The sequence below is a fragment of the Bradyrhizobium dasycarpum genome, from assembly GCF_042019905.1.
Taxonomy (GTDB): domain Bacteria; phylum Pseudomonadota; class Alphaproteobacteria; order Rhizobiales; family Xanthobacteraceae; genus Bradyrhizobium; species Bradyrhizobium japonicum_B.
In genome coordinates this window covers 3,246,045-3,260,603 of record NZ_CP169574.1, presented here as the reverse complement: position 1 = coordinate 3,260,603, position 14,559 = coordinate 3,246,045, and the positions used below count along the sequence as shown (strand labels likewise).

The window sequence follows — 14,559 nt, the reverse complement described above, 5'->3', positions numbered from 1 at the left end:
CGCCCGCTTGTGTCGCCCGCTGTCAACCCGTTCCGACAAAAATATTCCACTTTACCGAAATTCGGTTTCGGCGTATGTGTCGCCCATCCCGGCTCAACCAGGAGGGGCGATCTCGAGGTCGTCTTGATCGCGAGCCGGGCTTGCGGTGGACGCGGCAGCGTCGGCACGAGAGGCGCGGGCAGGGCGGGTCGTCCCTGTGAGCCCGTGGCCGCGTGCGGACGAACGGCGCTGTTCAGTTCGTCGCGCCGACATTCGACGGCACTGTGCACGATGCCGTCGACCCTGTGGCGCGAACGAATGCGCGTACGGCAAAACCGTGTGGTCCTGGCCGTCGTTGCTACGGTCAAGCCGGATCGAAGATGTGCGCGAACCCAACCGGGCGGACGGCATCGCCAATTCGAACGGCGAGGGAGGCCAGAAGGAAAGTTCGGCTCCCGGGAGAGCACGGCATAAGCCGTCCGACCACCGCGCAGGGAAGGCCGAGTGATCGGCACCACCTGTATGCTGCTGTGCGGTTCTTCCTGCGTGTGCATTTTCGCGCAGCGGACCGCGGGTGCGATGTCGGCACCCGGCCTTCCCTGCGCCCTCTTGGCTTTGAGGGTGGCGACGCAAGCAAAGCTCGGGCGAATTTGAGCCGCGAGGCTGCGATGCCATGTCTGCGACCTGAGCTGCGTGCCATAAGTGCCGATATCGTAGGGTGGGCAAAGCGAAAACGTGCCCACGCGTCTATCGCCGCATCGGACAGATCGTGGGCACGGCGCAAGGGCGCGCCTTTGCCCACCCTACGGCCCTTCGCAATTTTGTCGCGAGCTCCTCGCAATGACGTGGAGAGAGCGTGCGCGCCGCCCACCGCTCTCGCGCCCCGGACGCAGCGCGGCGCGTCTTCAGCGGTGCGCTGCAGAGCCGGGGCCCATCCATCCGCGTGCCGTGTCGCGCTGGGTCCGGGCTCTGCGCCGCAACGCTTTGCGCGTTGCGGCTTCTTCGTGACATGCGAGCGTCAATCCATCACCCCGGCACAACAGCGGCGCCGTTGTCGCTCGACGTGTTCGCCTCTTCGGCGAGCCTCGAAGGGCGATTTACGGCTCTCTGGGAGAATGGCGGACTCTTGCTGCGGCCACCCATCCAAGGAACGCCGCCCCCTCGCGCGTGTTGTGCCCTTGGCGGGGGGCCTGCCGATGCTATGGTGCTCCGCAATCTCCGTTACGACAGGACGAGGATATTCCAGTGGCTGATGTTCATCCCGCGGCGGGCAAGCAGGCTTCGCCAGACGCGCTCACCGATATTCCGCGGCTGGTGACGGCCTATTTCGCCGGCAAGCCCGATGTCGCGGATCCCGCGCAGCGCGTGGCATTCGGCACCTCCGGTCATCGCGGCACCTCGTTCAAGAACACATTCAACGAAGGCCATATCCTCGCCACCACGCAGGCGATCTGCGACTATCGAACGGAAAAGGGGCTGACCGGCCCGCTCTTCATCGGCATCGACACCCACGCCCTGGCCGAGCCGGCGCTGGTCAGTGCCGTCGAGGTGTTCGCCGCCAACGGTGTCGACGTCATGATCGACAAGGACGGCGGCTACACGCCGACGCCGGTGATCTCGCGCGCGATCCTCACCTACAACAAGGGGCGCACCGGCGGCTTGGCCGACGGCGTCGTCATCACGCCCTCGCACAACCCGCCGGACGATGGCGGCTACAAGTACAATCCGCCGCATGGCGGCCCGGCCGACACCGATGTCACGGGCGTGGTCGAGAAGCGCGCCAATGCCTACTTGGCCGACGCTCTCAAGGGCGTCAAGCGCATGGACTATGCCAAGGCGCTGAAATCATCGAACGTCCACCCGACCGACTTCGTCACACCCTATGTCGCCGATCTCGGCGATGTGGTCGATCTCGCGCTCGTCAAATCCGCCGGCATCAACATCGGCATCGACCCGCTCGGCGGCGCCGCCGTGCGCTATTGGCATCCGATCATCGAGCGCTACGGCCTGAAGGCCACCGTGGTGAACGAGGCGATCGATCCGACCTTCCGCTTCATGACGGTGGATTGGGACGGCAAGATCCGCATGGACTGTTCCTCGCCTTACGCGATGGCGAGCCTGATCGGCATGCGCGACCGCTTCGACGTCGCCTTTGCCAACGACACCGACGCCGACCGCCACGGCATCGTGACCCGATCTGGCGGCCTGATGAATCCGAACCATTATCTGGCGACCGCGATCTCCTACCTGTTCGCGCACCGCCCGAACTGGGGCAAGGACGCCGCGATCGGCAAGACCGTGGTGTCGAGCTCCATCATCGATCGCGTCGCCAAAAAGCTCGGCCGCAGGCTGGTCGAGACGCCGGTCGGCTTCAAATGGTTCGTCGACGGCCTGCTCACCGGCGGCTTCGGCTTCGGCGGCGAGGAGAGTGCGGGAGCCTCGTTCCTGCGCCGTGACGGCGGGGTGTGGACCACCGACAAGGACGGCATCATCCTCGGCCTGCTCGCCGCCGAGATCATGGCCAGGACCGGCCGCGATCCGAGCCAGCTGTTTGGCGATCTCACCGCCGAGTTCGGCGTGCCGCATTACGCTCGCATCGACGTCGCGGCGACGGGGCCGCAGAAGACCATCCTGAAGTCTGTCACGCCCGAGCAGCTCGGTCTGAAAAGCCTCGCCGGCGATCCCGTCCGCGCAACGCTGAGCAAGGCGCCCGGCAACGGCCAGCCCTTCGGCGGCATCAAGGTCGAGACCGATTTCGGCTGGTTCGCGGCAAGGCCGTCCGGCACCGAGGACGTCTACAAGATCTACGCCGAGAGTTTCCGCAGCCCCGAGCACCTGAAGAAGATTCAGGAAGAAGCGCAGGCAGGGCTGGCGAAGGTGTTCGCGGCGTAAGTTGTTCCGAGAGGTGCCGCTCTCTTACCCTCCCCTGGAGGGGAGGGTCGATCGCGCGTAAGCGCGAGTGGGGTGGGGTGATCTTTCCTCTTGGGCAGTACCCGTGTGGAGAGATCACCCCACCCCGCTCCGCATTTCGCTTTGCTTCATGCGAAGCGACCCTCCCCTCCAGGGGAGGGTAAGGCGCGTCTTGGGCATACTTGTATACATCTGTAACGGCAACGGCATTATTATACTCCTAAACTGGCCTTGAACGTATCTGTCCCTCTGCTATTGTATACATAACGCATACATAAGCCCCGTGGGAGTGAGACCGATGACAAAGCCCTTCCCAATGAATGCCTGGTACGCCGCCGCCTGGGATGCCGAGGTGAAGCCGGCGCTGCTGCCGCGGACGATCTGCGGCAAGCATGTCGTGATGTATCGCAAGGCCGACGGCTCGGTCGCCGCGCTGGAGGACGCCTGCTGGCATCGCCTGGTGCCGCTGTCCAAGGGCCGGCTCGAAGGCGACACCGTCGTCTGCGGCTATCACGGCCTGAAATTCAACGCGCAGGGCCGCTGCACCTTCATGCCCTCGCAAGAAACCATCAACCCGTCGGCGTGCGTACGCTCCTATCCCGTGGTCGAGCGCCACCGCTACATCTGGCTCTGGATGGGCGATCCCGCGCTGGCCGATCCCGCGCTCGTCCCCGACCTGCACTGGAATCACGATCCGGCCTGGGCCGGCGACGGCAAGACCATCCACGTCAAGTGCGACTACCGCCTCGTGCTCGACAATCTCATGGATCTCACCCACGAGACCTTCGTGCACGGCTCCTCGATCGGCAACGAAGCGGTCGCCGAGGCGCCGTTCGACGTCACCCATGGCGAGAAGACCGTCACGGTGACGCGCTGGATGCGGAACATCGAGCCGCCGCCGTTCTGGGCCAAGCAGCTCGGCAAGCCCGGCCTCGTCGACCGCTGGCAGATCATCCGTTTCGAGGCGCCGTGCACCATCGCGATCGATGTCGGCGTGGCGCCCGCCGGTACCGGCGCCCCGGAAGGCGACCGCTCGCAGGGCGTCAACGGCTTCGTGCTCAACACCATCACGCCGGAGACCGAGAAGACCTGCCACTATTTCTGGGCCTTCGTGCGCAACTACCAGCTCGGTGAGCAGCGCATCACGTCCGAGATCCGCGAGGGCGTCTCCGGCATCTTCCGCGAGGACGAATTGATCCTCGAAGCCCAGCAGCGCGCCATGGACGAGAACCCGGACCGCATCTTCTACAACCTCAACATCGACGCCGGCGCGATGTGGTCGCGCAAGCTGATCGACAAGATGGTGGCGAAGGAAAGCGCGCCGCAGCGCCTTCAGGCCGCGGAGTAGGTCATGGCCGAGCGTGAGGTCGACCGCTCCGTCTCGCAGACCGTGAAGGCGCAGCTCGCGCTGCGCGACCAGATCCTGTCCGGCACCTTGCGGCCGGGCGAGCGCATCTCCGAGCTGCAGGCGGTGGAGACCACCGGCGCCTCGCGCACTCCGGTACGCATGGCGCTGGTGCGGCTGGAGGAGGAGGGCCTCCTGGAGGCGATTCCCTCTGGCGGCTTCATGGTGAAGGCGTTCTCCGAACGCGACATCTCCGATTCCATCGAGCTGCGCGGCACGCTGGAAGGCCTCGCCGCGCGCTTTGCGGCCGAGCGCGGCGTCTCCGCGCGCGAGCTCGAGCCGCTGAAGGAGTGCCTGGCCGCGATCGACGAATTGCTGCGCCAGGTGCCGATCTCGATCGAAGCGTTCTCGTCCTATGTCACGTTGAACGCGCGCTTCCACGCGCTGCTCACCGAATTGTCGCGCAGCCCGCCCTTGATCCGCCAGATCGACCGTGCCTCGGCGCTGCCGTTCGCATCTCCCAGCGGCTTCGTGATGGCGCAATCGGCGCTGCCGGAGGCGCAGCAGATCCTGATCATCGGGCAGGACCACCACCGCGTCGTGATCGACGCGATCGAGAACCGCGAAGGCGCGCGCGCCGAAGCGATCATGCGCGAGCACGCACGGCTCGCCGTGCGCAACTTGCGGCTCGCGCTGCGCAACCGGACCCATCTGGACCTGTTGCCGGCGTTCGCACTGATCAAGTCCGCAGCCGACTGAGGGCCGTCACCATGCGCTTCATCGAAACCTGGACTCCGGCAACGCTCGTCTCGACGCGCGATCTCGCCCCCGGCATCCGCGAATTCCTGATCCGGCCGGATCAGTATGGCGCTGTCGCCTATCCGGTCGGCAGCCACATCAATATCAGCGTGACCATCGACGGCCTGCCGGAGACGCGATCCTATTCGCTGGTCGGCGAGGCCTCGCCGCACGGCTTCAAGATCGCGGTGCGCCGCGCTGACGATTCCCGCGGCGGCTCGCGCTACATGTGGCAGCTCAAGCCGGGCGCGCGGCTCGACATCACCCAGCCGGCCTCGCTCCTTGCGGTGGACTGGTCACGCGACAGCTATTGCCTGATTGCCGGCGGCATCGGCATCACGCCGATCCTCGGCGCCGCGCAGGCCCTGGTGCGGCGCGGGGCCGACGTCAAACTGCACTATGCGGTGCGCTCGCGGGCAGAGGCGGCCTATCTCGACGATCTCGCCGCGCTGCTCGGCGATCGCCTGGTCGTTCATGCCGGCGACGAAGGCAAGCGGCTCGATCTCGACGCGCTGTTCGACTCGCTCCCCAAGGGCGCGCTTGCACTGTTCTGCGGGCCGATGCGCATGCTCGATGCCGCACGCCACGCCTGGATCGGCGCCGGCCACCCGTTGCCCGACCTGCGCTACGAGACTTTCGGCTCCAGCGGCACGCTGCCGACCGAGGCGTTCCGGGTGCGCTTGAAGGGTTCGAATGTCGAGCTGGAGATCCCGCGCGAGCGCTCGATGCTGGATGTGCTCAATGCCAGCGGCCACGACGTGATGTACGACTGCAAGCGCGGCGAATGCGGCCTGTGCGCCATCGACGTGGTCGATGTCGACGGCGAGATCGACCATCGCGACGTCTTCTTCAGCGACCACCAGAAAGAGAGCAACCAGAAGATCTGCGCCTGCGTCTCCCGCGCGCGGGGGACCATCACGGTGGACACGTTGCTGCGGGCGGACGCGGTTTGAGGTGATCGTAGCCCGGATGGACGTGGAGAAGACCTACGCCGCGAAGGTCGCCCGGAGCTTCCTCGTCTCCAGCAGCGCCAGCACGCTGTCCGCCGACACCGGGCGGCTGATCAGGTAGCCTTGAATCTCGTCGCAGCCGATCTGCCTGAGATATTCCAGCTGGTCGGCGGTCTCGACGCCTTCGGCCACCACGCCGATGTCGAGGTCGCGGGCAAGGCCGATCACCGACTTCACGATCGCGGCGCAGTCGGGCTGCACCAGCATGTCGCGGATGAAGGACTGGTCGACCTTGATACGGCTGAACGGCAGCTTGCGCAGATAGGTGAGAGAGGAGAACCCCGTCCCGAAATCGTCCAGCGCCACTGTGACGCCGAGCTGCAGCAGCGCGTTGAGCACCGGCTCAGCCAAGCCGTATTTCGACAGCAGCATCGATTCCGTGATCTCGATCTCGAGCCGGTGCGGAGCGATCCTCGCCTCGCGGAGCGCCTGCACGATGATCTGGAGGATGCCGGCGTTGTGAAACTGCGCCGCCGAGAAGTTCACGGCGACCCTGATCTCGTCAGGCCATTTGGCGACTGTCGCGCAGGCGCGGCGAACGACCCATTCGCCGATCTCGTGGATCAGCCCGGTCTCCTCCGCGATCGGGATGAATTCGCTCGGCGGCACCAATCCGCGCTCGGGATGCTGCCAGCGCAGCAGCGCCTCGAAGCCGGTGATCCGGCTTCGGTCGAGGTCGAGGAACGGCTGGAATACGAGGAACAGCTCGTTTCGCGCGATCGCGCCCTCGAGGTCCGATTGCAGCGCCTTGCGATCGCGCGACACCTTGTCGTCGCTGGCCTCGAAGAAGCAGATGCTGCCCGGGCCCGCCTTCTTGGCGCGGTAGAGCGCCGTATCGGCATTCTTCATGATGTCGAGCGCCGCGCTGCCGTCGCGCGGCGCCAGCACGATGCCGACGCTGGTGGCGCCCACGATCTGGCGGCCCTCGATGCGGAACGGCTCGTCGAAGGCCGCGACGAAGCGCTCGGCGATCTCCAGGGCATCTTCCGGGCGCGCCAGATTGGTCATCACCAGCGCGAACTCGTCGCCGCCGATGCGCGCGACATGCTCGGCGGCGCGTGTGCAGCGTCGCAGGCGGTTGGCGACCTGGACCAGGAATTCGTCGCCGGCGGGATGGCCTAGCTTGTCGTTGACCTCCTTGAAGCGATCGAGATCGAGCAGCAAAACTGCAAACTCCTCGCCGGACAGCGTCAGCCGCTTGAGCGCAGCCTCGAGCGTCTCGTTGAAGGCGACGCGGTTGGGCAGGTGGGTCAGGGGATCCAGCCGCACCGTGCGCTCCGCCTCGATCTGCTGCGTGACGCGCCGCGCGAACGAGAACGAATTGACGAACACGCCACGCAACAGCACGCTGCCGTAAACCACGACGAGGAAGGCGATCAGGACAAAGGCCAGATCGCCGCTCCTGCCGAGGCAGATGGCGATCCCGACGAAGATCGGTGCCGTGAAGGCGATGGCCGCGATCGGGATGGTGGCGAAGGCGAGCGCGCCGCCGGCCAGCATGCCCGAGCACAGGCAGGTGATGACGAGCTGGCCGCCGGTCGAGGCGTCGGCGAAGAACGCGGCGGGGACGATGCCCCAGGCGGCGCCGAGGACGAAGGCATTTCGCACCAGGCGGTGCATGGCGCGGCGCGAGACGAATTGCGGCTTGGTGATGCGGCCCGCGGTGCGGGATTGCAGGCCGAACGCGATCGCCGCGCCGGCCACGGCGGCGGCCCAGATCAGCGCGGAAATCCGGTCCGGCGACTGCCAAAGCGCGATGGCGAGCACGATGGCGTTGAAGGCATTGGCAAGCATGATGCCGACCGAATAGCCGAGCACGAGCGACATCTGCTCGGCACGGATATGGCCGGCCACGGCTTCGTCCGTCACGGGACCGCCGAACGCCGACAGATCGCCGGCAAACAGCCGCGCGAAATAGGTGGTCAGTTGAGTCCGCATTCCAGAGCCTGCATGCGCCGTTGGTCCGGCTCGGTGCGGAGAATTCGCCGCAAACCTTTGACGAACTATGAATTATCCTTCGCCGCGGGATTGGCGCTGACCACTTCTGCGTGTTCGTGCCAAGTATCGATAACAAATCGATACAAATGCGGGATGGCAGAGGAATGCTGGCGTCCAACGCCGCTGTCATGCTCCGCGGAAGCGGGGCATCCAGTGCGCCGCGGCTTCAACCCTCGGCCGGGGGAGACGTCGTCCTCGATCGCGTGATAGGATTTGTGGACCGACCAGGCTTCCGTGCGCCGCGTCGGCAACGGATACGTTTACGATCCCGAGGGCCTGTTCATGAGCGAGCCTTCAGCCGACGTTTCGGCAACGGTCGAATACACGATGGACAAGTGGCGGATGGACCGCCTTCCCTGGGCGATGTGGGCTTGCGTCGCCGGCCTTGCGATCGCGCTTCATGCCGAAAGCCGCGGCCAAAGCGGAGCGGCCTTGGCCGCCGTCTATCTGGCTCTCCTGGGTCTGGCGTTCGCAGGCTTTGCACTGACGACGCTGATCGGACGATCCGGGCTGCCATTGCTTCTCGAATTGTTGATCGGCGTCCTTGTCCTGATCATCGTCTCCGGCGTGATCGGTGTGATCAGCGTGTTGGTCGGCGGGCCAAGCGGACGCTCCAATTATGTCGGCGCCGTGCCCAGTCTCTATTGGAGCCGTCTCGTGAATCCATCGCTGAATGTTTTCGGCTGGATGCTGCTCTATCTGGGCTTGGGATGGATCGCGTTTTCAGCTTACCGGCACCTCTACGCGGACCGGGCGGTCGTCTCCATGTCTGCCGCCGGCATCCGGTTTCACAGGCCCTGGCTCAAGGGCCTCTTCATTCCCTGGCATGAGGTGCGCGGGGTCGGCCATCTCGTCGTTCCCGGCATCTCGGGGGTGCCGTTCGTCAGTCCATATGCTGCGGCCGTCACGGTCGGTCAGGACTTCTATGAGCAGCATATCGCTCCGAAGCGCAGCTTCTTCGCGCCGCCCGGGTCTGAAGCCATGTTCCAGCCGAAAGGCGAGATGATGCAGGTGGTGCTTAGCGGCGCCGACATGACGGTCAAGCCGGAAGATTTTCTCGGGCCTGCCGAGGCGCGATGGAAGGCGTTCCGGGATCAACCGGGGTCGTCATCCCGGAACGGCGGCACCATCGTCTATGGACGGTGGTCGATCGACGGCTCCGCGTGGCAGGCCGTCTGGTTTCTTGCGCCTCTCATCAGCATCGCCGTGGTTATGCTGTACCGATAGTGGCAATCCCCGGAAACACTCAGCGTCCGAGCTGTTTCGGATCGTAGAAGAAGCGCTCCTCGAGAATCTCATTGCCGCGCCAGGTCTGCCAGGCGATCTCCTCCAGCGTCCGCGTCACGCCCTCAGTATTGGTGAAGGAGAATTTCCAGCGGCTGGCGACAATGTCGCCAGCGATCAAGCTGGGGCCGAGGCGCACGGCGGTGACGGCCTTGAAGGCCGCCAGCACCCCACGCTCCTTGTCCGCGAGCTTGTCGCGCCCGACCACCGGCGCGGCGAGATTCTCGTAGGTCGCGGCATCGGGCGTGTAGTAGTCGAGGATCGCTCCGACGAAGTCGCCATCCTCCAGCCTCTTTGCGAACGCTTCGACTACCTCACGGCTCGGCATGACGCACCTCCAGGACATAAACCGACTGTTAGTCTGTAAATACCGACTGGCGGTCGAAAAGTCAACTGGCGGCCGGCGCATGATTGGACTAGACGAGAGCCATGGCGAAGCAGGCGGAGCGGCGGGCGGCGACATCGGAGGCGATCCTGACGGCGGCCCGCCGCCTGTTCGGGACGCGAGGCTTCGCCGCCACCACCATGGACGAGATCGCGGAGGGGGCCCGCGTAGCCAAGGGCGCGGTCTATCATCACTTCAAGACCAAGGAGGCGGTGTTCGAAGCCGTGTTCGACCAGGTCTCGCGCGACCTCGTCGTCGAGATCGACGGAGCCGCGCGCGCGGAGAAAGACGTGCTGGCCGCGATGGTCGCCGGCACCCAGCATTACTTCGCCGCGACCGCGAACGGCCCGACCGGCCAGATCATCTTGCGCGACGGCCCTGCGGTGCTCGGCTGGGAGCGCTGGCGCGAGATCGACGCAAGACACTTTGGCGGCAAGCTGCCGCGCGCGCTGGCGGCGGCGATGGACGCCGGTCTCATCGCAAAGCAGCCGGTCGAGCCCTTGGCGCGGCTGCTGCTCGGCGCCGTCACCGAGGCTGCGGTCGCCTGCGCCGGGCGCGCTGACATCGCAAGGGCGGGCGCGGAATATGCCCGTGCGTTCAAGTCGCTGGTCGAGGCGCTGCGCGTCAAGGCATGATCGTGTTAGTGACGAACCGGAACGCCCGCTCCAACAAGAAGAACCGCAGCGCATGAACGCAACTTCCTCCCTCACGCCGTCCGATCCAGAGTTCGATTACATCATCGTCGGCGCCGGCTCTGCCGGCTGCGTGCTGGCCAACAGGCTGTCGGCGAACGGTAAGCACACAGTGCTGCTGCTCGAGGCCGGGCCAAAGGATTCCAACATCTGGATCCACGTGCCGCTCGGCTACGGCAAGCTGTTCAAGGAGAAGAGCGTCAACTGGATGTACCAGACCGAGCCGGAGCCCGAGCTGAAGGGCCGCCAGGTGTTCCAGCCGCGTGGCAAGACGCTGGGCGGCTCGAGCTCGATCAACGGCCTGCTTTATGTCCGCGGCCAGCACGAGGATTATGATCGCTGGCGCCAGCTCGGCAATACCGGCTGGGGTTATGACGACGTGCTGCCCTATTTCAAGAAGGCCGAGAACCAGTCGCGCGGCGCCGATCAATATCACGGCACGGGCGGACCGCTGCCGGTCTCCAACATGGTCGTCACCGACCCGCTGTCAAAGGCGTTCCTCGACGCCGCGGTCGAGAGCGGTCTGCCCTACAACCCCGACTTCAACGGCGCCACGCAGGAGGGCGTCGGCCTGTTCCAGACCACGACACGCAACGGCCGCCGCGCCTCGACCTCGGTGGCTTATCTCGGCCCCGCCAAGGCACGCGGCAATCTCAAGATCGAAACGAACGCGCTCGGCCACCGCGTGCTGTTCGAGGGCCGCCGCGCCGTCGGCGTCGAATATCGGCAAGGCGCGCAACTCAGGCGGGCCCGCGCGCGAAGAGAGATCGTGCTGTCGAGCGGCGCCTACAACTCGCCGCAGCTGCTTCAGCTCTCCGGCGTCGGCCCCGCCGATCTCCTGCGCAAGCACGGCATTGGCGTCGTGTTGGATGCGCCGGGAGTCGGTCACGACCTGCAGGACCACATGCAGGTCCGCATCGTGATGCGTTGCTCGCAGAAGATCACGCTGAACGACACCGTCAATCATCCGCTCCGCCGCACCATGGCCGGCGCGCGTTATGCGCTGTTCCGAAAGGGATGGCTGACGATTGCGGCCGGCACCGCCGGCGCGTTCTTCAAGACCAGCCCGCGGCTCGCCTCGCCCGACATCCAGGTGCACTTCCTGCCGTTCTCGACCGACAAGATGGGCGAGAAGCTGCACGATTTCTCCGGCTTCACCGCGTCGGTGTGCCAGCTCCGCCCCGAGAGTCGCGGTTCCCTGCGCATCAGAAGCGCCGACCCGACCGTGCCGCCGGAAATCCGTATCAACTACATGTCGACCGAGACTGACCGCACCACCAACGTCGAAGGCATCAAGATCTTGCGCAAGATCCTGAACGCACCGGCGCTGAAGCCGTTCGTGGTCAGCGAATACGATCCCGGGGCGAAGGTATCCACGGATGCCGAAATATTGGACTATTGCCGCGAGCGCGGCAGCACCATCTACCATCCGACCTCGACCTGTCGTATGGGCAACGACCCGCTCGCGGTGGTCGATCAGCGGTTGAAGGTGAGGGGTCTCGAAGGCCTGCGGGTCGTCGACGGCTCCATCATGCCGGACCTCGTCTCGGGGAACACCAATGCGCCGATCATCATGATCGCCGAGAAGGCTTCCGACATGATATTGGAGGATGCGCGGTAGAGCATGATCCGGAAAGGCGGGAACCGGTTTTCCGATCAGATCATGCTCAAAGATAACGACGCGCCTCTCGAAAGGACCAGGACTTGGCTACGCGACTGAAGATCGGCACACGCAAGAGCGCGATGGCGCTGGCCCAGACGGAAGAGATCGCGCGTCGCCTGACCGCCGCCGTGCCCGGTCTCGACGTCGAGATCGTCAAGTTCGACACCACGGGCGATCTCGATCAGACCAGCAAGCTGCTGCCGCATGGCGGCAAGGGCGGCGCCTTCGTGGCGCAGATCCGGGCGGCCGTGCGGTCGGGCGAGCTTCAAGCGGCAATGCATTCGCTGAAGGACATGCCGGGCAACGAGGACACGCCCGGCCTCGTGATCGGCGCCACGCTGTCGCGCGATCCGCCGACCGACGCTCTGGTGCTGCGCGACGGCGCGACGTTGCAGGCGCTGCGCCAGTCCCGCGGCAAGGGCTTCAAGCTCGGCACCAACGCGGTACGCCGCGCCGCCTATGCCCGCCGGCTGTTTCCGGAAGTCGAAGTGATCCACTTCCGCGGCGCCGCCGACACGCGCGTGCGCAAGCTCGACAATGGCGAGATGCAGCGGCTGCCGGATGGCGGCGCCGTGGGGCCGGCCGACGCGTTGATCATGGCGCGGTCGGGCCTCGACCGCGTCGGCCTCGCCGATCGCATCGCCTATGAATTCACCCCGGCTGAGATGCTGCCTGCGGCGGGGCAGGGCATCGTCGCCGTCGAATGCGCGGCGCAGGACTGGCAGACGCGAAAGATCCTGTCGTCGATCGACGATCCCGCCGCGCATGCCTGCGCCGACGCCGAGCGCGAGGTGCTGTGGGTGCTGAACGGTCATTGCAATTCGCCGGTGGCGGGCTTCTCGACCATCGCGGGCGATCGGATGTCGCTCACCGCGTCCGTGCTCGATCTCTCCGGCAACACCATCATCGAGGCCTCGCGCGAAGGCCCGGCCGATCGCCCGCGCGAGCTCGGGCGTGCGGTGGGCCTGGACCTGCTGACGAAGGGCGCAGCCGAGATCATCGAGCGCAGCCGGCCGCGCTGACGATGCGGAGAGACCGCTCGCCAATCATCCCCGCACGCGCTTGATCATCTGCTCGACATGGGCGATCGGCGTTTCCGGCTGGATGCCGTGGCCGAGATTGAAGATCAGGCGCCCTTGCGCGAAATTGGCCAGCACGTTGTCGATCGCGCGATCGAGCGCCGCGCCGCCCGCGATCAGCACCAGCGGATCGAGATTGCCCTGCACGGCGACCTTGCTCTGCACGTGGTCGCGGATGAAGGCCGGCTCCGCGGTCCAGTCCATGCTGACCGCATTGACGCCGGTCGCCTCGACATAAGCCGGCAGCAGCGCGCCGGCGCCGCGGGGGAAGCCGATGATCTTGGCATCCGGCACCTTGGCCCGCACCCCTCGACGATGCGCCGCGTCGGCTCGACCGACCAGCGCGCGAATTCGGTTGGCGGCAGCACGCCCGCCCAGGTGTCGAAGATCTGCAAGGCATTGGCGCCGGCTTCGAGCTGCGCCAGCAGGTATTGAACCGAGTTCTCGACCAGCACGTCGATGATTTCAGCGAACGCCTCCGGATGCCGGTAGGCCATCATCCGTGCCGGCGCCTGGTCGGGCGTGCCCTGGCCGGCGACCATGTAGGTCGCGACCGTCCACGGCGCGCCGCAGAAGCCGATCAGCGCGATCTTCGGGTCCAGCGCGCCGCGCACGAGCTTGAGCGCCTGGAACACCGGCTCGAGCTTGCCGAAGTCGGCGCGCGGCGAGAGCGTCGCGACCTTGGCGGGATCATCCAGCGGATCCAGCCGCGGGCCCTCGCCAACCTCGAACCGCACCGAGCGCCCGAGCGCGTAGGGGATGACGAGAATGTCCGAGAAGATGATCGCGGCGTCGAAGCCGAACCTGCGGATCGGCTGCAGCGTCACCTCGGCTGCAAGCTCCGGATTGAAGCAGAGGTCGAGGAAGCCGCCGGCCTTGGCGCGCACCTCGCGATATTCCGGCAGATAGCGGCCGGCCTGCCGCATCATCCACATGGGCGGGATGCTCTGGCGTTGGCCGGAGAGCACGTCGATGAAGGGCATTTTTGCAGATTGGGGCACGAATGGTCCTGAACAGGGTTATCGCCCCTGATACACCGCCTCGGCCCTCAGCGGAACAGGGGAACCAGCGCAGCAGGGCCGCGTTGTCCCAGCCGACGGAGGACATCATGGCTGAATTCAATCCCGCGCCGCCCGACAAGCATGCCGACGATCTGCACGAGGCGCTGGCCGCCGATCGGCAATCCAAGCTCGACGCCGGGCTGAAGGACACCTTCCCGGCATCCGATCCCGTGAGCGCGGCGCAGCCGACGCCCTCGAAGGCCGATGCCGAGGCCGACAGTCCCTCGCTCTGGGACAAGGTCAAGGCGATCTTCAGCTAGCGGGCGGAGGTACGCCGGATTCCGATAGGATCGCTAACATGTTGTTAGCGATGCGCCGATTGCGGCGTCCGTAGGACTACCGGGAAACCGGCAGA

At 65.9% G+C, this 14,559-nt stretch carries 11 protein-coding genes and 1 pseudogene; 9 read left to right on the top strand and 3 right to left on the bottom strand.

Annotated features, from left to right (window positions below):
- Window positions 1-1,224 precede the first annotated feature (1,224 nt).
- The 4 genes from pgm to ACETMP_RS15760 all read left to right on the top strand — a co-directional run bounded on the left by pgm (window position 1,225) and on the right by ACETMP_RS15760 (window position 5,985).
- Window positions 1,225-2,871 (top strand): phosphoglucomutase (alpha-D-glucose-1,6-bisphosphate-dependent), encoded by a 1,647-nt coding sequence (gene pgm / locus ACETMP_RS15775; protein ID WP_375161639.1) that lies wholly within the window; start codon window positions 1,225-1,227, stop codon window positions 2,869-2,871.
- Between the two features lie 316 nt (window positions 2,872-3,187).
- The gene (locus ACETMP_RS15770) at window positions 3,188-4,237 is read left to right on the top strand and encodes an aromatic ring-hydroxylating dioxygenase subunit alpha (protein ID WP_126260544.1); all 1,050 of its coding nucleotides are present in this window, start codon (window positions 3,188-3,190) and stop codon (window positions 4,235-4,237) included.
- 3 nt (window positions 4,238-4,240) lie between these two features.
- The gene (locus tag ACETMP_RS15765; protein ID WP_375161638.1) at window positions 4,241-4,993 is read left to right on the top strand and encodes a GntR family transcriptional regulator; all 753 of its coding nucleotides are present in this window, start codon (window positions 4,241-4,243) and stop codon (window positions 4,991-4,993) included.
- Window positions 4,994-5,004: 11 nt separating this feature from the next.
- Window positions 5,005-5,985: a PDR/VanB family oxidoreductase gene (locus ACETMP_RS15760; protein WP_375161637.1), complete on the top strand. Its 981-nt coding sequence runs from the start codon at window positions 5,005-5,007 to the stop codon at window positions 5,983-5,985.
- Window positions 5,986-6,018: 33 nt separating this feature from the next.
- On the opposite strand, the gene ACETMP_RS15755 is transcribed toward ACETMP_RS15760, so the two are convergent.
- Window positions 6,019-7,980, bottom strand: a complete 1,962-nt coding sequence (locus tag ACETMP_RS15755) for a putative bifunctional diguanylate cyclase/phosphodiesterase (protein WP_375161636.1) — start codon at window positions 7,978-7,980, stop codon at window positions 6,019-6,021.
- Between the two features lie 294 nt (window positions 7,981-8,274).
- Between ACETMP_RS15755 and ACETMP_RS15750 the strand changes: the two genes are divergently transcribed.
- Complete coding sequence (locus tag ACETMP_RS15750) at window positions 8,275-9,267, top strand: hypothetical protein (protein ID WP_375161635.1); 993 nt, start codon at window positions 8,275-8,277, stop codon at window positions 9,265-9,267.
- Window positions 9,268-9,286: 19 nt separating this feature from the next.
- Here the strand turns inward: ACETMP_RS15750 and ACETMP_RS15745 are convergent, their stop codons facing one another.
- Complete coding sequence (locus ACETMP_RS15745) at window positions 9,287-9,652, bottom strand: nuclear transport factor 2 family protein (RefSeq protein WP_375161634.1); 366 nt, start codon at window positions 9,650-9,652, stop codon at window positions 9,287-9,289.
- A gap of 101 nt (window positions 9,653-9,753) precedes the next feature.
- Between ACETMP_RS15745 and ACETMP_RS15740 the strand changes: the two genes are divergently transcribed.
- The 3 genes from ACETMP_RS15740 (at window position 9,754) to hemC (ending at window position 13,086) form a co-directional block, all read left to right on the top strand.
- Entirely contained in the window at window positions 9,754-10,344 is a 591-nt protein-coding gene (locus tag ACETMP_RS15740) for a TetR/AcrR family transcriptional regulator (RefSeq protein WP_375161633.1), read from the top strand.
- Window positions 10,345-10,396: 52 nt separating this feature from the next.
- On the top strand, window positions 10,397-12,022 hold the full coding sequence (locus ACETMP_RS15735; RefSeq protein WP_375161632.1) for a GMC family oxidoreductase: 1,626 nt from the start codon (window positions 10,397-10,399) through the stop codon (window positions 12,020-12,022).
- An 83-nt stretch (window positions 12,023-12,105) separates the two neighbouring features.
- The gene (hemC, locus tag ACETMP_RS15730; RefSeq protein ID WP_375161631.1) at window positions 12,106-13,086 is read left to right on the top strand and encodes a hydroxymethylbilane synthase; all 981 of its coding nucleotides are present in this window, start codon (window positions 12,106-12,108) and stop codon (window positions 13,084-13,086) included.
- A gap of 24 nt (window positions 13,087-13,110) precedes the next feature.
- Here the strand turns inward: hemC and hemE are convergent.
- A pseudogene (gene hemE / locus ACETMP_RS15725) lies at window positions 13,111-14,144 on the bottom strand (uroporphyrinogen decarboxylase).
- 107 nt (window positions 14,145-14,251) lie between these two features.
- Between hemE and ACETMP_RS15720 the strand changes: the two are divergent.
- Window positions 14,252-14,464, top strand: a complete 213-nt coding sequence (locus tag ACETMP_RS15720; protein WP_375161630.1) for a hypothetical protein — start codon at window positions 14,252-14,254, stop codon at window positions 14,462-14,464.
- Window positions 14,465-14,559: the final 95 nt, after the last annotated feature.